Annotated in this window: 15 protein-coding genes and 1 pseudogene; 11 read left to right on the top strand and 5 right to left on the bottom strand. The window is 42.4% G+C overall.

Features of this window, described 5'->3' with window-relative positions:
* Positions 1-35: 35 nt before the first annotated feature.
* The 6 genes from RGE70_RS16305 (at position 36) to RGE70_RS16280 (ending at position 7,979) form a co-directional block, all read left to right on the top strand.
* Positions 36-638, top strand: a complete 603-nt coding sequence (locus tag RGE70_RS16305; RefSeq protein ID WP_310472493.1) for a thioredoxin domain-containing protein — start codon at positions 36-38, stop codon at positions 636-638.
* An 8-nt stretch (positions 639-646) separates the two neighbouring features.
* A complete protein-coding gene (locus RGE70_RS16300; RefSeq protein ID WP_310472492.1) occupies positions 647-1,258 on the top strand; it encodes a disulfide bond formation protein B in 612 nt (203 codons plus the stop codon).
* A gap of 270 nt (positions 1,259-1,528) precedes the next feature.
* Complete coding sequence (locus RGE70_RS16295) at positions 1,529-1,783, top strand: hypothetical protein (RefSeq protein ID WP_310472491.1); 255 nt, start codon at positions 1,529-1,531, stop codon at positions 1,781-1,783.
* A 393-nt stretch (positions 1,784-2,176) separates the two neighbouring features.
* A complete protein-coding gene (locus RGE70_RS16290; RefSeq protein WP_310472490.1) occupies positions 2,177-3,559 on the top strand; it encodes a TolC family protein in 1,383 nt (460 codons plus the stop codon).
* The gene (locus RGE70_RS16285) at positions 3,556-4,806 is read left to right on the top strand and encodes an efflux RND transporter periplasmic adaptor subunit (protein WP_310472489.1); all 1,251 of its coding nucleotides are present in this window, start codon (positions 3,556-3,558) and stop codon (positions 4,804-4,806) included. Before RGE70_RS16290 ends, RGE70_RS16285 begins: the two co-directional genes overlap by 4 nt.
* Complete coding sequence (locus RGE70_RS16280) at positions 4,806-7,979, top strand: efflux RND transporter permease subunit (protein WP_310472488.1); 3,174 nt, start codon at positions 4,806-4,808, stop codon at positions 7,977-7,979. The genes RGE70_RS16285 and RGE70_RS16280 overlap by 1 nt, the downstream gene beginning before the upstream one ends.
* Before the next feature lie 232 nt (positions 7,980-8,211).
* Here the strand turns inward: RGE70_RS16280 and RGE70_RS16275 are convergent.
* Positions 8,212-8,316, bottom strand: a pseudogene (locus RGE70_RS16275) (transposase); the annotation flags it as partial.
* 243 nt (positions 8,317-8,559) lie between these two features.
* Positions 8,560-9,216 carry a TetR/AcrR family transcriptional regulator gene (locus RGE70_RS16270; RefSeq protein WP_310472487.1) on the bottom strand — a complete coding sequence of 219 codons (657 nt, stop codon included), beginning with the start codon at positions 9,214-9,216 and terminating at the stop codon, positions 8,560-8,562.
* Positions 9,217-9,547: 331 nt separating this feature from the next.
* Here RGE70_RS16270 and RGE70_RS16265 point away from each other — a divergent pair, with 331 nt between their 5' ends.
* The 4 genes from RGE70_RS16265 (at position 9,548) to RGE70_RS16250 (ending at position 13,624) form a co-directional block, all read left to right on the top strand.
* Complete coding sequence (locus tag RGE70_RS16265; protein WP_310472486.1) at positions 9,548-11,287, top strand: aryl-sulfate sulfotransferase; 1,740 nt, start codon at positions 9,548-9,550, stop codon at positions 11,285-11,287.
* Positions 11,288-11,452: 165 nt separating this feature from the next.
* Positions 11,453-12,217, top strand: a complete 765-nt coding sequence (locus RGE70_RS16260) for a hypothetical protein (RefSeq protein WP_310472485.1) — start codon at positions 11,453-11,455, stop codon at positions 12,215-12,217.
* 181 nt (positions 12,218-12,398) lie between these two features.
* The gene (locus tag RGE70_RS16255) at positions 12,399-13,007 is read left to right on the top strand and encodes a thioredoxin domain-containing protein (RefSeq protein ID WP_310472484.1); all 609 of its coding nucleotides are present in this window, start codon (positions 12,399-12,401) and stop codon (positions 13,005-13,007) included.
* A gap of 8 nt (positions 13,008-13,015) precedes the next feature.
* Positions 13,016-13,624, top strand: a complete 609-nt coding sequence (locus RGE70_RS16250) for a disulfide bond formation protein B (RefSeq protein WP_310472483.1) — start codon at positions 13,016-13,018, stop codon at positions 13,622-13,624.
* A 656-nt stretch (positions 13,625-14,280) separates the two neighbouring features.
* On the opposite strand, the gene fis is transcribed toward RGE70_RS16250, so the two are convergent.
* From fis to prmA, 3 genes are all read right to left on the bottom strand, one after another.
* Positions 14,281-14,586 carry a DNA-binding transcriptional regulator Fis gene (gene fis, locus RGE70_RS16245; protein WP_310472482.1) on the bottom strand — a complete coding sequence of 102 codons (306 nt, stop codon included), beginning with the start codon at positions 14,584-14,586 and terminating at the stop codon, positions 14,281-14,283.
* 17 nt (positions 14,587-14,603) lie between these two features.
* The gene (gene dusB, locus RGE70_RS16240) at positions 14,604-15,572 is read right to left on the bottom strand and encodes a tRNA dihydrouridine synthase DusB (protein ID WP_310472481.1); all 969 of its coding nucleotides are present in this window, start codon (positions 15,570-15,572) and stop codon (positions 14,604-14,606) included.
* Positions 15,573-15,722: 150 nt separating this feature from the next.
* Complete coding sequence (gene prmA, locus RGE70_RS16235; protein WP_310472480.1) at positions 15,723-16,604, bottom strand: 50S ribosomal protein L11 methyltransferase; 882 nt, start codon at positions 16,602-16,604, stop codon at positions 15,723-15,725.
* Positions 16,605-16,974: 370 nt separating this feature from the next.
* Here prmA and RGE70_RS16230 point away from each other — a divergent pair, with 370 nt between their 5' ends.
* Positions 16,975-17,679 carry a fumarate reductase cytochrome b subunit gene (locus RGE70_RS16230; RefSeq protein ID WP_310472479.1) on the top strand — a complete coding sequence of 235 codons (705 nt, stop codon included), beginning with the start codon at positions 16,975-16,977 and terminating at the stop codon, positions 17,677-17,679.
* Positions 17,680-17,715 lie beyond the last annotated feature (36 nt).

Below are 17,715 nucleotides of genomic sequence, written 5' to 3'. Positions count from 1 at the left end.
TTGAATCAAATCCTGTAAATCATATTGAGGGCTCCATGAAAACAACTATAACTACATTAGCTACCGCTTTATTCATGACATTCACTGTATCTGCAGCTGAAGTTATTAAAATTGACACTCCAGCACTTGATAACACAGTGCAAAAAGTTTACTCAGTATACTGCCCATTCTGCTACAAGTACGAGCAAGCAGTAACACCAAACCTAATCAAAAACCTACCAGCTGGTACAACTTTCCAAGCTATTTGTTTAGAAAACAAAGGTGAGCTAGGTGTTGAAGCTTGTGAAGTATTAGCTGCAGCTGAAACTATCAGCCACAAGAAATACAAAAAAGCTAAATTGGCTATGTACGCTGCAGTACATGATCAAAAACTTAAAAACGTTAAAGGTTCTACCGCTGTTAAAGGTGACCTAGCGGCAATTGGTCTTAAAGCTGCTGGTATTTCAGCTGCTGATTACAAAGCTGCACTAGCTTCTTCAGAAGCACAAGAAAAACTAGCTTACGACCGTACTATCGCGTTAACAGTAGCTAAGCAAAAAGGTATTCCAGCTATCGTAGTTGGTGGTAACAAGATGATTGATACCAGCACTATTACTTCTCTTGCTAACCTTGATGAAACAATCAAAAACAATCTTTAGGATAAGTCATGATTAATCAATTTAAACAGTGGCTTGCAGATCTTAAAGCCAGCCCACTAGCAACACTTGAAGCAACACAAGAAGGACGCGCAGTCTGGGCTGTTATGGCATGTGCTTGTGTATTCTTACTTGGTTCAGCAATGGGTTACTTCCAGTGGTTCCTTGCAATGGACCCATGTGAAAACTGTGTTTACATCCGTTTTAGCCAGTTCTGTATTTTAATTGCTGGCATCATGATGGTTATAGCGCCTAAAAATATAATCATCAAAGTGCTAGGTTTAGTACTTGCTTGGTACGGCATTATTTACGGTATGGACAAAGCTATTGTATTGTCAGGCCAACATGTTGCGTCACACGCTGCAGAATCTGGACTTGATTTGTTCCAATCAGGCCAAGGTGCGAATGCTTGTTCTCTAGAACCTACATTCCCGTTGAACCTGCCTCTACACGAATGGCTACCGTTTGAATTCGCACCAAGTGGTATTTGTGGTGAAGATGATTGGTCACTATTTGGCTTGAACATGGCTCAATACTGTATCATCAGCTACTGTGTGTTCATCATTTGTGCACTACCATTGACTGTTGCATTTATCACTAAAACGTTAAAAGGCAACAAGTAATACGCTTATGTTATAAGTCATGGTCAATGACTAAAACAGTTAGCCATTGACCATTTAGACAATTACAAGCGCATTAAAATACGGAGGATAAACGGTCTGTTCTTGACTATTTATCCTTCCGTATCAATCACCACTTCGGCTAAACCTCAATACAGAGAACTATAAATGGCTGTCGGTCTAACCGTCACAAGCCCGAAGTATTTTTATATTCAATTTTCAACCATATACCTGACATATCGGTGAAAAATAAAAAATTAACGCGAGGACAGCATGGATTTTTCAACATTAGAGGCGTTTATTAAGTCTTGTCGATACAGCAGTGCCCGAACTAACGAAAAGAAAAATATACTAAACCTTCTACTGCTCGATGGCGGAGTATGTAGTCGAGAATACATTGAAAGCCAGTCTACCCAATCAGCAAGTGCAACTAGAAAAGCGATAGATGAACTTATTTCTGCTGATGTAATTAATACTGCCGATAACGATGAAAACTATGTGATTCTTGGTACATCTTCATATGGTTAATCGTGTTTCTGCTAATAGTGTAGTGGTGAAAATAGTAGGCCACTGATAAGTTTACACTGCTCAATAGGGCATTATCAGTTGCAACGTGTTCACCACTTACACTTTTTAGTTAATTACTCGACCGCCTCAATAACACTGACTTTCTGCACCACTTCCAGCCAAATAAAGCAATGTTATCAATAGCGTAATGTATTGATTTGCTGTATACGCCCTAAAGCGCCTGTCTACTCCACTGAAATATGTAAGCAAAATGGCAGATAAACGACAAAATGTTCTGATTGAATCGTTGATATCTTTGACAAAGTTTGAGCGACCCCTGATTTCTTACCTACCTTAACCCCACCTTAACCCTTTAACCGTTATCATAACCTTACTAGTTAGTCGGAGGTTTTCATGACGTTTCAACATTCCATTATCGCATTAGTATTAACCACCTTAGTGGGATGCAGTGCAAACGACAGTGCAAATTTTGCCAGCCAGGCGACTGATGCTCGCAATCAGACTATAGAGCGAATGCTCCAACAAGTGACGCAATCAACCGTTACAGAGCCTGAAAATAGCAACACCCTATTGCTCACCGATCTCGTGCATGTACCCGCATTAAATACTTACCTTGATACCGCGCTGAAAAACAGCCCTAGCCTGCAGCAAAGTATTGTGGCGTTGAAAATAGCCTATGCTCAACAAGGCGTAACCTCGGCAAGTCGTTTACCCAGTGTTAATGCAGGTTTTAATGCCCAAAACGAAGAAGAAGGCGGAGACAGCTATAACGCCAGCGTTACCGTGAGCTGGGAGCTAGATGTTTGGCAAAGAATCGCCGACAGTTCAGCTGCCGCAAGTAAAGATGTTGCAGCAACGCAAGCAAGCCTTGAGATCGCGCAAAACCTATTAGCGGCCAATATAATGCGTGGCTGGCTTGCAGTTAACGTGAACCAACAATTGTTGGATATTGAGCAGCGTAATCTTGCGATTAATATTCAAAACGAAACCTTAGTGCTTGAACGGTATCAAGCAGGGCTCGGTTCGTTAGAAGAGCTCGATAGCGCCAAAAGTAATACTGCTTCAAGCCGTGCCACCGTCGCCCAATATGAAGAAACACTTGCTCAAAGCAAGCGCAGTTTAGTACTACTGACAGGCCAATGGCAGTCAGAGCTTGATATGCCAGAAGTGGCCGCAGCGTTTCCAAATGTGATTAACCCATTAGATACCGTGCCGGTACAAAACATGTCTGGCAGACCAGATCTAAAGCAGGCCTTTTTTAATATCGAAGCCGAGTCACTGCGCACCGACGCTGCCTATAAAGCCATGCTGCCTTCATTTAGTTTATCTGCAAGCTTAACCGATATTGCTGAAACACCGAGCGAGGCCCTATTAACTAACCCGCTTTGGAGCATATTGGGGCAAATGTCAGCGCCACTGTTTCAAGGTGGGCAATTAAAAGCTCAAGCTGAAATTGCACAATTAACCGCAGAGAAAAGCTTTTGGGTTTACCAAGAAACACTGCTCAATGCGGTAAACGAAGTGGAAAATGCAATCGGCCAAGAAAGCGCACTTACCCTGCAGCAAAACCACCTAACAGATGCGCTTACAAGCGCTAAACGCAGTGTAGTGAGTTACGAGCAAAAATACCGTCAAGGGCTAGTAGACATATTTGATTTACTGACCGTGCAGCAGCAAGCCTACACTCTTGAAGCGCAATTAAGTAACACGACTTACCAAAGACTATTAAACCGAATTGAATTAGGCCTAGCACTAGGTTTAGGAGTATCAGCATGAAGCAACTTATGACCCATAAATTTAAAAAAAATGCCCTCACAATGGCAATCACCTTAGTTGCAGCCAGTTCAATTTTTGTTGTGGCGGCCTACAACAGCAGCCAGATGGGCCCAGGGCCAGACAAAGGCAAACCTTCGCAAAGTGCTTCAGCCCCGTCAGCGGTTAAACCGTCTAACAAAGCGGCACAACCGGTTACATTGCTTTCGCAAGTAGCTGTGCAACCAACAATTAGTGCCAGTTACCAAGCTGAGGTAACAGGCTATGGTGAAACTAAATCGCGTTTTGAGTTGACCTATACCAGTGAAGTTAGCGGGCGTGTTGAGTGGCTAGCCGATGCATTCGAGTCGGGCCGCGTGGTAAAAAAAGGTGAATTACTCGCAAAATTAGACAACACCAATTACCAGCAAGCGGTGTCGCAAGCTAAATCTAGCGTGGCAACCGCAGAGCAGGCCTTACTAGAAGAGCAGCGTGAAGGTGAACAAGCCAAAAGCGAGTGGGAACGTTCTGGTTTAAGCGGCAAGCCAAGCTCGCCATTAGTGTTACGTGAGCCACAACTTGCCAGCGCTGAAGCGGCGCTCGACAGTGCCCAAAAAGACTTAGCCAAAGCAAAGCGAGATCTTAGCTTTACCGAAATCCGCGCTCCGTTTGATGGGGTTATTGTTAGCCGTAATGTGCAGTTAGGTAGCTACGTCAATGTAGGTGGTGAAGTGGCAATGCTATATAGCACTGACCGCATAGAAATTGAAATCCCACTTTCTGAAAAACAGTGGGCCAATTTACCCAAAATTGACAGTGCAAACACTAATGATGCTCAAAAGTGGTCTGCCACAATTAAAGCTACTGGCAGTGAAGCAAACGATGGCCAGCAGTGGTCTGCCTATGTCGAACGTACTCACCAATATGTAACGCAAGACACCCGTCAGCGCTCATTAGTATTGGTTGTTGAACAGCCACTACAGCAAGACGCGCCACTTTACCCAGGCACATTTGTTGAAGCCACTATCGAGGGGATCACCATCGACTATATTTGGGAGCTACCATCGTCAGCGCGCTCACAACAAGGTGAAATTTGGACGGTGAACAGCGAAGGGCTATTGCAAAAGTCAGCAGCCAATACTGTGTTTGAACGCCAAAACAAAATCTATGTGATGCCAACAGAAGATGCAACAGCGGTGCAGGTGGTTAAACGTCCGCTAAGTAACTTTAAGGCGGGTATGAAAGTGATGCCACTGGTTGAGGAGCTGTAATGAGCAGTAATATGAATGACAAAGAAGCACTGCCCAAAGGCATAATTGCTTGGTTTGCACAAAACCCCGTAGCGGCAAACTTGCTGATGATGGGCGTGATTATTGTTGGGTTGTTTTCATTCAACGATATTCGCAAAGAAGCGTTTCCTAGCCTTGAGCCTGACGTTGTCACGGTATCGGTAACATACGACAGTGGCGATCCTATTCGTGCTGAAGAAAGCATTGCCATGAAAATTGAAGAGGCCCTTGAAACCGTAACTGGTGTTAAGCGCATTACTTCTACATCAAGTGCATCTGGCAGTAATGTGTCGATAGAAAAAGAGTCAGGCTATGATCTGGACACCTTACTAACGGATGTTAAAACCAAAGTCGATGCCATTAATAACTTACCCAGTGAGGCCGAAAACCCAGTTATTGATAAAGCCCGCCGACAAGAGCACGCCATTTGGGTACAGCTTTCAGGCGATGCTGACCGCAAAACCTTACAAGATTTAGCCGAACAGCTTAAATCTGACTTGCTAAGCCAAAGCGCGATTCGTGATTTATCTATTAACGCCACGCTAGACCCGATGATATCGGTAGAGGTAAACGAAGTTAAGCTGCAAGCATACGGGCTTACGCTGTCAGATGTGTCCGATGCCATTAATGCTGAATCATCAAGTAGCATAGTTACCAGCCTGCGTAATGCCGATAAAAGCGTACGTTTAAAAGTATCGCAGCAAGCTTATGAAGTTGAAGATTTTAAGCAAATATCAGTTTTAACCAATGCCGATGGTAGTCAGGTTTTACTGTCTGACATTGCGATTGTTACCGACACTTTTGAAGAAGATACCTTTAGCTTGTCGCGCTTTAACCAACAAAATACCATGGGTGTTCAGGTTGTTATGGGCGACTATGGTGATGTGGTAAACATTGTTGAACAAGCAAAACAAGTTGTTGAGCAGTGGCGTAACAGTAACTTATTACCTGAAAATGTAAAGATAGAAAGCTGGTACGACAAAAGTGACCTTATCACCGACCGCTTATCTTTGCTTACTAAAAATGCGCTAACCGGTATTGCACTCGTATTTATTGTTTTAGCGATATTTCTTAATATTCGGGTCGCCTTTTGGGTTGCAGCCTGCTTGCCATTTGTGTTTTGTGGCACCCTGTTTTTTATGACCGATACCTTTATCGGCTTCACCTTAAACGAGATGACCACCTTCGGCTTTATCATGGCTTTAGGTATTGTGGTCGACGATGCCGTTGTTATTGGCGAAAGTATTTATACCACCCGTAAAGAGCAAGGCGACTCACTAAGAAGCACTATTGTTGGTACTCACAAGGTGGCAGCGCCCACGGTATTTGGGGTGTTAACAACCGTGGTTGCCTTTATGTCAATTGCCTCTATTGAAGGTAAATTAGGGGAGATGTATGCCCAGTTTGGCATGATTGTTACCTTCTGTTTATTACTGTCGCTGCTAGAATCAAAGTTTATTCTACCCGCACATTTAGCCCACATTAATACCCAGCGCAGTGGTAAAAAAGGCATTTGGAACTTCATCCAGCAAGGCGCTGGTGACGGCCTAGAATGGTTCAATAAGCGTATTTATAGCAAGGTCATAACCAAGGCCTTAAACTTTCGTTACGCGGTAGTGCTAGTGTTTATTGCCCTGTTTGTGTTGGTCATTGGTATGCCATTTACAGGGGCAATAAAAGTCTCGTTTTTCCCGCAAATTTCGGGCGATACAGTGCGAGCTCAACTGCGTATGGTTAACGATAGTAGCTATGGCCAAACGCAAACCAACTTAATGGTACTTGAAGCTAACGCCATCGAACTAGATAAAACCTTACGTGCCCAAGCGGGCGAAACCGACAGTGACGCGCCAGACATTAAAAACATGCAGGTGACCGCTAGCGCCGACAAGTCGGGGTCAGTCATTATTGAGCTTGAAGGTGACGCCGCTTATAGCGCGCGAGATTTTGCCAATGCATGGTCTGCAATGTCAGGCAAAATGGAAGGGGTAAGTAAGCTTAGAGTGATGTCGATGAAAGAAATGGTCGACAACTTTAAAGTTGAGCTTAAAGCCAATGACGATACCTTACTGACTGAAGCGGCAAATATACTAAAGCAAGAGCTACAAACCATAGCAGGGGTCAGTGGTATTGACGACAACCTTGACTTGGGTGAACCTCAATATCGGTTTGAATTAACTCCGCAAGGGCGTGCGTTAGGCATGGACACAGCCGATCTCGCCCAACAAGTGTTGCAAGCGTTTGGTGGTGATATTGTTCAGCGTTTTCAGCGCGGCAAAGACGAAGTTAAAGTGCGTGTTCGCTACCCTGAAGAAAACCGTCAAACCTTTGCCGATGTAACCACCGCTAATGTTAGAACCCCCGATGGCACCGTCGTGCCGTTAATCTCGGTGGCCAACGTGTATTCCGATTACCAACAGTCAGAAATCACGCGTATTGATAACCAACGTGCGGTGTACATTACCTCAGTGGTCGACAAAGAGGTTATTGCCTCAAATGAGCTGGTGGCGCAATTACAGCAAAGTGTCGTGCCGCAACTTAATGCCGACTACCCTACCGTTAAAATTAACTTTACCGGTGAAGCCGAGCAGCAAAAAGAATCGACCGACTCAATGGAATCGACCTTTGTATTGTCGTTGGTATTAATTTTTGCCTTACTGGCCATCCCGTTAAAGTCATACGTGCAACCGCTTATTATCATGGTAGCCATTCCGTTTGGTATTGTGGGCGCGCTGCTAGGGCATTGGTGGAATGACCTAACCATCAGTATTTTATCCCTTAATGGTATTTTGGCATTGAGCGGTGTGGTCGTAAATGACAGCCTACTACTGGTGTCTCGCTACAACGAGTTAGTGCGTGAAAAAGCGATGCCAATAAAAGAGGCTATTAAACTGGCGTGTACAAGCCGTTTACGGGCGGTAATGCTAACCTCTGTGACCACGTTTGCGGGCCTAGCGCCGTTACTGAGTGAAACATCAATTCAAGCACAGTTCTTAATTCCTGCTGCGGCATCGTTAGGTTACGGCATTTTGTTTGCCACAGTCATTACCTTGGTATTAACGCCATCGTTACTGATGATCCAATCCGATATCGGTCGAGGAGTAGATAAGCTTAAGCAGCGCTTTACAGCGCCAACCGAGCCGCAACCAACCCATTAACGGCAATAAAATTATGAAGCGTAGCCAGTGCTAAAGTTGCTGGCTAATCTTTAATAACCCTTAGCAGTTACAGCTATACACTTTTAAAACGGTGACTCGCTTAGTCTTGTTAGTCGGTGGTTTACAGCCTCATAGGCAGCTTAAATATTAAAGCTATTTTGGCTTTATTAAATAAAACAGCACTCAAATGAGTGCTGTTTTAGTTTGGGGCCTTACTTGCCAGTTTTACAATGCTGGTGGCTAATCTATCAGCAACACCTGCGATTTTATAACCACGCTCAGTGACTTGTTTAACAGCTTCTATTTTGAACTCATCTGGATATCGTTTTCCGCGCATGTAACACCTCATATTTTTGGTTAAGTATAACTCTATGAAGTGTCAACTGTTCTAGGGCTTACCAGCCGTATGTTCATTGGATAATTCTAATAAGTTGTTGTTTCCCTCTCTTTGAATGCAACTGGAAGCTTTAATCCAAAAGGAGGGGAGACTAAAATAAGCCTTTTATTTAATTGTTATCTCTAAATTACATAGACATGCATCGTAAATAATCATCGTGTTGATTTATAATTGCCGGATTGTTTAAAGACAATATTGCCTATGCGCTAACTTAACACGGTCAAAAACTTCCTCCACAGGACATGAGAACTCGGTTCTAAGAGGTTGTAATATATGTTGTAATGAGCGTGTTAGCACTCTGATGTGACGGTTTTTTACATCTTTAGAACCAACTTCCTCAAGGCTAGTAAGGCAGCCCCTAGTTAAATACTCAAGTAAAAAGTCATAGTATTCCAGCTCTCCTTTTTCAAGAGTTGATGATTCAAGTTGAGTTCGATTCCAGCTATCTATTTTACTTGAAAGTTGATTGAAATATGAGATTCTCTCAGTCTTAACCTGGCTCCATTCGATTTGGTGCGGAACAATACGGTGTATTACTATCCGGTGATCTTGGGTTGCTAAATACACTCGTAGTAAGCAACGAATTATCAATCGGTCATGCACATCACTATAACAACGTACGATATACTCCTGCCGCGCTATGACATCTAAGAATCGGTTACAGCCTATAGATATTAATAAATCATGCACATTGGAAAAGTGTTTATAAAGCGTCCCCAAAGCAACTGGAGACTCCTTAGCCAATTTAGGCAACGAAAAGTTGTCTAGGCCATCTCTTAATATCATCACTTCGGCAATAGTTAATAATTCACGATGCAAAACATTAAAATCAGTTTTCATTAATATAGATGTGAGATATATAAGCCATGTATTTATATTAATATTAAAAATCAGGTAGTTCTGTGACCTGTTGACTATTTCATGACAATTCATCCTCATTGATATCTAGTTGTCTAATTTATTATAAATATTAGGTATGTAACATAATTCAAAAATTTAAAACTTAAATTGAATTTCGCATTCAACTGTTTTAGTTATGTTTTTTTATTGCATTACTCTACTGTTCGGCAACCCTCAATTTCAAAAGTTAGCCTGTGATCTTGCTCACTATGACCATTTTCAAGTTCCGTAAAATTTAGCGCTAAGACGAATAACTCAAATAGGTAAACCAATGAAAAAGCTAATTATCAGTGCAATCTCGCTTGCTGTATTAACCAGTCCAGTTTATGCAGCTGGTGGGGATAAACCACACCGAAAAGGTGCTAAAACTCAAGGACAAATTGGCAGTATATTAGTTAACCCTTACAAAAATGCACCATTAACAGCGATTATTGATCTTGCTGGTAATAAGATCACTGATGTCAGTGTTGTTGTACAAGGCAAAGGTAAAAATGGTATCGATATTAAGTATGATGTCGAACAGTCTTCTATTAATACTCATAACGGTATTCCAGTGGCAGGCTTATATCCAAATTTTAATAACACTGTCGATGTTACCTACACTAAAGATGGCAAAAAAATAGCTGAAACTTATCGTATTATGACATCAGGTATGTTGACAGTAACTACTGATGGTTTTGTTCGAAACTGGCCTGAAATTACTCCTAAAAAAGTAGCCAAAGGCTTTGAAGAGCGGATGTACTATTATACTGCAGATATTAAGACTGCCTTCTCTGGTGAAGTCTCTTGGGCAAAGGGTGGCGCACTCACTTGGGATTTTGACCCCGGTTTCAAATGGATTGCAGACACACAAGGCGAGATGCGTTGGTATCTCAACCCTGCTCATTTTGATGGTCGTGAGTTTGTAAAGTATCGAGGTACCTTACAAATGTATCAAGTAGATAGTGGTGACTGGATCTGGATGAAAGGGCAAAGTTACGGGATGATGGATTTCATGGGGCGTATGTTATGGGAGCGTCCAATGCCAAGAGGTTTTGCCGATGGTTCACACGAAATATTATTAGCCGAAAACGACCATATTTTTCTGCGTGTAGGTAAACGTAACTATAAACGCGATGATGGACAGATAGTTAATACCGTCCGAGACCATATAATTGAAGTTGATGCATTGAGTGGTGATGTAACTAAAGTTTGGGATATGGGAGCAATTTTAGACCCAAATCGAGAAGAAGCTATTTTGTCGCAAAATCCCGCTGCTGTTTGTATGGAAATTGATTTAAGTAAAGAGGGAGAGAAGCAAGAAATTGAACCTGATGCACCGTTTGGTGACCATGCTGGAATTGGTATTGGTCGTAACTGGGCTCATATTAACTCAATCGATTACGACCCAAGTGATGACTCTATTATCATATCTTCACGTCAACAGTCTGCGGTAGCCAAAATTACTCGTGATGATCAAGTTAAGTGGATTCTATCATCCCCTGAAGGCTGGGAAGGAAAACTAAGAGAAAAAGTGCTGATTCCAGTTAACGCTAAGGGTAAGCCAATAGAGTGTAAATATAACCGTTGCGAAGATAACTTTGATTATACTTGGGCGCAGCATGCCGCATTCCTAACAGGGAAGGGAACTTTAACTGTGTTTGATAATGGTGATGGTCGAGGTATGGAGCAAGCAGCACTCAAATCTATGAATTATTCACGAGCAGTAGAATATAAAATCAATGAGGAAAAAGGAACTGTTGAACAAGTTTGGGAGTTCGGTAAAGAGCTTGGCTACGACTACTTTTCAACGGTAGTGTCACTGGTAGAATATCAAAAAGACAAAAATACCAATTTAATTCACTTTGGTGCCCGTCACTTGTTTGAACAAAAAGACGTATCTCATCCAACATTGATGGAAGTCAGTGCCAACGATTCTAAAGAAATAAAAGTAGAGATGGAAATGCAGCATGTGGCTCCTGGACTAATTTCTTATCGTGCCCGTGTTATAGATTTTGATACAGCCCTGTAATCCAAAAATATACTGTTACCCTAATGTTTGAGTGACAGTATCACTTTCCCTGCTGGACGGCTGTGATAATAAATATTTCGTTTAATAAAAACATAAATAGCATTGAGTTATATGTTAATTAACAAATTAATATATAACTTTTGTTCTATGCAATAAGGTTTACTGATGAATCTATATAAAGTAAGTGTAATATCACTTGCAATAAGCACTCTAATGTTAACGGGAACGGCGCATGCTAAAGTGTTTAAGCAAGCAACTAGTTTCGATACTGGTTATCGCTTTCAAATTGGTGATAGATCCGAAGCATCAAATCAAATTGACTTTTTCAGCATGGGAATTAAGCATATAACCTTAGCTGACTGGGGGTCTATTAAAGTGAAAGGTAAAGTTGAAAATATCTTTCAATTAACAGAAACAGATCCCCGAGGGAATGATGCTAACGTTGCTTATAAAACATTCGCAGATGCTTACTACAATCTTTCAAATTCAGGAATACAAGCTTGGTGGACAGAGTTTTCATTGGCAAACCAAAAAGTGTCTGAATTCTCTAACGGCTTAGGCGTCGCTTATCCCGTTGACCTAGGAGGGGTTAAATTGAAAGCTGGTGTAGCGGCATCATATACTGTAGCGCATTCTCCATCAAAGTTGGACTCTGATGGTGACGGTAGATTTAATGGGTATGGCTTTACCACTACACATTTAGAGGCTAGCTTTTCGATCAATAAAAAACTTATAGCTTTTGCGTTATGGGATGCTCGTTGGGATAGAGATGAAGACTTTAAAGCTATATTTAATTGGGACGAAAATAGTGGGCATCATGTTTTAACTGGCTTGAAATATAAATACAGTAAAACAATGTCTATGACCGCAATCTATCATTATATGGTTGATTGGGGGGCTATGACCAAGATGGGCAATCCATTGATTTAGTCTTTAATTATAATTTTTAAAATTAACTTATCTATTAATTACTATTTTGTTAGTGTTTGTGACTATAGTTTTGCAATTGTTTTTTTATTTTGTAGGGATAGTTTTTCTCGTTATTTTTTATGGGATATGTTTATCAATTCCTACTTTTAATAGAGTAAGCGTAATAAATTTGAGGTGAATTATGAAAAAGAATTTCAGTACACTAGCTACCGCATTATTAATTTCATTTTCAGTGTCAGTGTCAGCAGCTGACGTAATAAAAATTGATACCCCAGCACTAGATAACACAGTGCAAAAAGTCTATTCGGTTTATTGCCCATTCTGCTACAAGTACGAAAAAGCAGTAACACCAAACCTGATTAAAAATCTACCTGCAGGTGCAACGTTCCAAGCAATCTGTCTTGAGAATAAAGGCGAGCTAGGCGTTGAGTCTTGCGAGGTTTTAGCCGCTGCAGCAACTATCAGCCACAAGACATACAAGCAAGCCAAATTGGCTATGTACGCTGCAGTCCATGACCAAAAATTGAAGAACGTTAAAGGTTCTACAGCTGTTAAAGGCGAGCTCGCTGCAATCGGCCTTAAAGCTGCAGGTATGTCTCAAGCAGACTTTAAAGCAGCACTTACGACGCCTGAAGCACAAGAGAAACTGGCTTATGATCGCACCATCGCACTGACTATCGCCAAAATCAAAGGCATTCCCGCCATCGTTGTTGGCGGTAACAAGATGATTGATACCAGCACCATTACCTCACTCGCTAATCTTGATGAAACCATCAAGAACAACCTTTAGGACTGACCATGATTAAGCAATTTAAACAGTGGATAGCAGATCTAAAGGCGCACCTACTACCGACACTTGAAGCAACACAAGAGGGCCGCACCGTCTGGATTGTAATGGCTGCTGCGTGTGTGTTCTTACTCGGTTCTGCTATGGGTTTCTTTCAGTGGTTTCTGGCTATGGACCCATGTGAAAACTGTGTTTACATCCGTTTTAGTCAGTTCTGTATTTTGATTGCTGGCGTGATGATGATTATTAACCCGAGGAACAAAGTTATTAAGGTTCTGGGCTTGATATTAGCTTGGTACGGCATCGTTTACGGCATGGATAAAGCGATTATTTTGGATGGTCAACATGTAGCATCACACGCTGCAGATGCTGGGCTTGATTTGTTCCAGTCTGGCCAGGGTGCGAATGCCTGTTCACTTGAACCGACATTCCCACTTGATCTGCCATTACATGAATGGTTACCGTTTGAGTTCTCGCCATCAGGTATTTGTGGTGAAGATGATTGGTCACTGCTTGGCTTGAACATGGCTCAGTACTGCATTATCAGCTACTGCGTGTTCATTGCTTGTGCATTACCACTCACCATTGCTTTTTTTACTAAAACTTTTAAAGGTAAATAATACAACCTGAAGGAGAAAGCTTGGTTTAAGAACAACTACCTAGTTTAGTATTTATTTTTTGAATCAATGGTATCACCTTTTTTCATCAAGACTAAGCAATGCAAAGGCATGGTAAATTACTCTTTGGTGGCTTTTTACTTGGCCAGCGACTAAACCTATTAATTAGCCCCTTTAATCGGGGCTTTTTATTGCGTTTGATTCGATCGTTTAACGCGCAGATTTGAAGTGGCATAGTTAATTTGGGCAATAGGTTAGAGGTTTTTCAATACCCAAGCTAATCCGTTGGATGCTAATCTAGGAGTGGCGATCGCAAGGTTTTGCCCATTCCTACTTAGGTCACTTATCCATCACGCTTCACAGCTAGGCGTTTGACCAACTTGTTCTAACACTAAAGTGTCGACATTGTCATGCCTTACAACCCGTTCACTGCCGCACAGGCAGCTTAGAAACAATCATCAACGGAATTGTAAATGCGCGTTCACTGGACTTTCTACACTTTGCTAGACACCTATATAGTTACAATGTAACTCAAAGATGAGGTGATTATGAGCTTTGCCTACATAACAACGGGGGTACATATGAGGGTACATAGCAACAAAAACGGGCTTCCCATTGCTGGAAAGCCCGTTTCAATACAACAACTTAAGAATTTCTTCTTAGTTCATGCCGTATTTTTTCAATTTTTTACGCAAAGTACCACGGTTGATACCTAGCATGTTTGCAGCACGTGTTTGGTTGCCGCGAGTGTGTTGCATGATGATATCAAGCAGAGGTGCTTCAACTTCGCTTAACACCATTTCGTAGACTTCTTCAGCTTCTTGCCCGTCCATTTGAGCGAAAAAGTTTGTTACCGCACGCTTTACCGCATCACGTAATAATTGTGGCTTGATTGCGCCACTTGCGGTTTCGATTTTGCCAACGGTAAGTTGGTGAACTTCAGTGTTAGTTGTCTGATCAAACATTCGTATTCTGCTCTTTATTAATTTGCTACAAATTCATCAAAATAGCGTTCCACCATGGAACATTGTTCGTCAACGGTGACAAGTCGATTAAAATCGGCTCGTACAGCGCGTTGTGATTCTTGGTTTAGGTACCATCCAACGTGCTTTCTTGCAAAACGAATGCCCTTATAATCGCCATACAATGAGTACAGCTTTTTAAGGTGTTCAAGCATCACTTGACGCTTTTCATCCATTTCAACGGGCGCTAGCATTTTACCTGTATCTAGGTAATGTTGGATTTCTCTAAATATCCAAGGCCGTCCTTGGGCGCCTCGTCCTATCATCAGGGCATCCACACCAGTATAATCCAACACAAAACGTGCTTTCTCTGGTGTTAAAATGTCTCCATTAGCGATAACGGGGATCGAGATCTGTTTTTTAATTGCCTTAATGGTGTCGTACTCGGCGTCGCCTTTGTACATGCATTGCCGCGTTCTACCGTGAACGGCTAGCGCGGCTATGCCACAATCTTCAGCAATCTGGGCGATATGAACACCATTCCTGTGCTCTGGAGCCCAACCCGTTCGAATTTTTAGCGTTACGGGCACATCTACTGCTGCTACCACGGCTTTTAGAATTGCTTCTACTTGCTGTGGATCTTGCAATAAAGCTGACCCGGCTAGCTTCTTATTCACTTTTTTCGCGGGACAACCCATATTGATGTCAATGATCTGCGCGCCTTGCTGCACATTTACAGCGGCGGCATTGGCCATTAACTCTGGGTCTGAACCTGCTATTTGAACTGAACGTATCCCGTCTTCACCTGCATGTGTCATACGCAAACGGCTTTTATCGGTATCCCAAACATCTGGGTTCGATGAAAGCATCTCTGAAACTGCCATGGCTGCGCCATAACGAATACAAAGATTTCTAAAGGGCTGATCTGTGACACCTGCCATTGGGGCCACGATCAGCTGATTTTTCAGTCGATAGGGTCCAATCTGCATTTATCAAATCACCGTGTTCGTCAAAGGGGCGCTATAATACGTCTTTTTCAAGCCCGTGAAAAGGTCAATAAATGACCTGAGAGCAACTTTTTTGCTTGACTTTTGCTAGGCGCGAAATATCTCGTAGCCTAGCGTACACGTGCATTACCGCTATTTACGTGTACCTGTCAAGCGACTCCAGTCGTCTTTGTGAGCAGGCTCGTCCATGTTAAACCATTGACTATAAAAAGCTGATACTTCTTCAGCTTGCTCTTTTAGTAGGCCTGAAAGTGCAAGTTGGCCACCTGGTTTTACATTTTCTGCAATTAGTGGTGCTAATTCACGCAGTGGACCGGCAAGAATGTTAGCCACGAGTATGTCGGCCTTTAAATCTGCTGGTTGGTCTTCTGGTAGGTAAAGTGCTAGTTGCGCTGCAACTCCGTTACGTTCGGCATTGGCTTTTGACGCTTCAATCGCTTGGTAGTCAATATCAATACCGGTAACGTGCGTGGCGCCGAGTTTTAGAGCGGCAACGGCTAAAATGCCTGAACCACAACCAAAGTCGATAACCTGTTTGTTTTGGTAGTCTAGCCCATCTAACCACTCTAGACATAAGGCGGTTGTTGGGTGGGTGCCGGTACCAAAAGCAAGGCCAGGATCTAAGATCACGTTGACAGCGGTTGGATCAGGGATCTCGCGCCAGCTTGGGCAGATCCATAGTCTGTCACCAAACTTGATTGGGTGGAAGTTGTCCATCCACTCACGTTCCCAGTCTTTATCTTCAACTTGTTCAATTTTATGACTGAAGTTTTCACCTAAATAAGGCAGCAGCTTTAACCGTTCAACTACGGGGGCTAAATCGTGGTTTGCCTCAAATAGCGCAATGATCACCGTGTGAGCCCATAGTGGTGTTTCACCTAAAGTGGGTTCATAAATCGGGGTGTCTTTACCGTCTTCGTAGGTAATAGATATTGACCCTTCTTCCATTAGCTGATCGCTCAGTGCGTCTGCGTGTGGACCGTCGGTATCAATTCTTAGTTGGATCCAAGGCATGAGAATTCTCGTTAGCTAGTTTTATCGGCGTATTGTATACCCAAACTTATAGAAGGTGCAGGACCGAATGGCAATTATTCGCGGTATTCGTTTATGCGCTAATGGTTGAGTGAAACAGGTGCACATGGTAAGCCGTGCAATTTCGCTTGAGTTTGTTTTGTTTTAAATGTTTATCTAAGTGCTTGATATAGAGTGGTTAATTGGTATTACCAATGTTTTTATATTGAGGCTTGTTTGTGATCTGACTCTAATAGTTAGCTTAAATTACGTGATCATGCTCACGATTGAGTAGTGTGTTGCAACCATGTGACGAACAACTTGCTAAAGTGTAAATCCCACTATTTTGCATAAGATAAACAAGATAACCATCATGTTAGCATCCTACAAAAACGCAATTGGACATCCCGCTTCTGCTAGAGCGGACAAATTACAAAGCATCACGGGCGTATTGCTGGGCTGTTTTCTATTGGCGCATCTGCACTTTGAGTCGAGCATATTGTTGGGTAAAGAGGCGTTCTATACCTTCGTGCAACTGCTTGAAGGAGGCATGTTTAGCGCTTCTGGACATGGATTTCCTATCGTAACTAAAATCATTTCAGTATTTATGTTGTTGGTGGTTATTGCACATGCTGCTGTGGCGTTACGTCGTTTCCCGGCGCAAATAGGCCAGTGGCGCGCGTTGAGACGCAACTTGTCACTAATTAACCATAAAGACAGCAACATTTGGTTTTGGCAGTTAGTCACCGGTTTTGCGTTGTTCTTTTTAGTGCCGGCGCATCTGTTTACCATGATCACCAATCCTGAAATTGGACCTCATCTTTCGGCTGAGCGCGTGCTGCATCAAAACGCTTGGCTGCTTTATATTTTATTACTACCAGCAGTGGTAATACACGCCATGTTTGGCCTTTATCGTGTGGCGGTTAAGTGGGGCTTTACGACTCAACGTACCGTGTTACGCCAAGTGGCTAAAGTCTTAGTGGTTTACCTTATTGTGCTTGGCTTACTGAGCCTAGGTTCATACATTTCAATCGGTATGGACTTAGCTTTACCAGTTGAGGCCTTTAAACCGCATTAGAGCCTTTGCGCATTATGGGCTTTGTTGCAGCATAAG

The organism is Shewanella youngdeokensis (assembly GCF_033180165.1).
Taxonomy (GTDB): Bacteria; Pseudomonadota; Gammaproteobacteria; order Enterobacterales; family Shewanellaceae; genus Shewanella; species Shewanella youngdeokensis.
The sequence above is the reverse complement of the archived record's forward strand: the minus strand, read 5'-3'. Positions and strand labels throughout refer to the sequence as shown.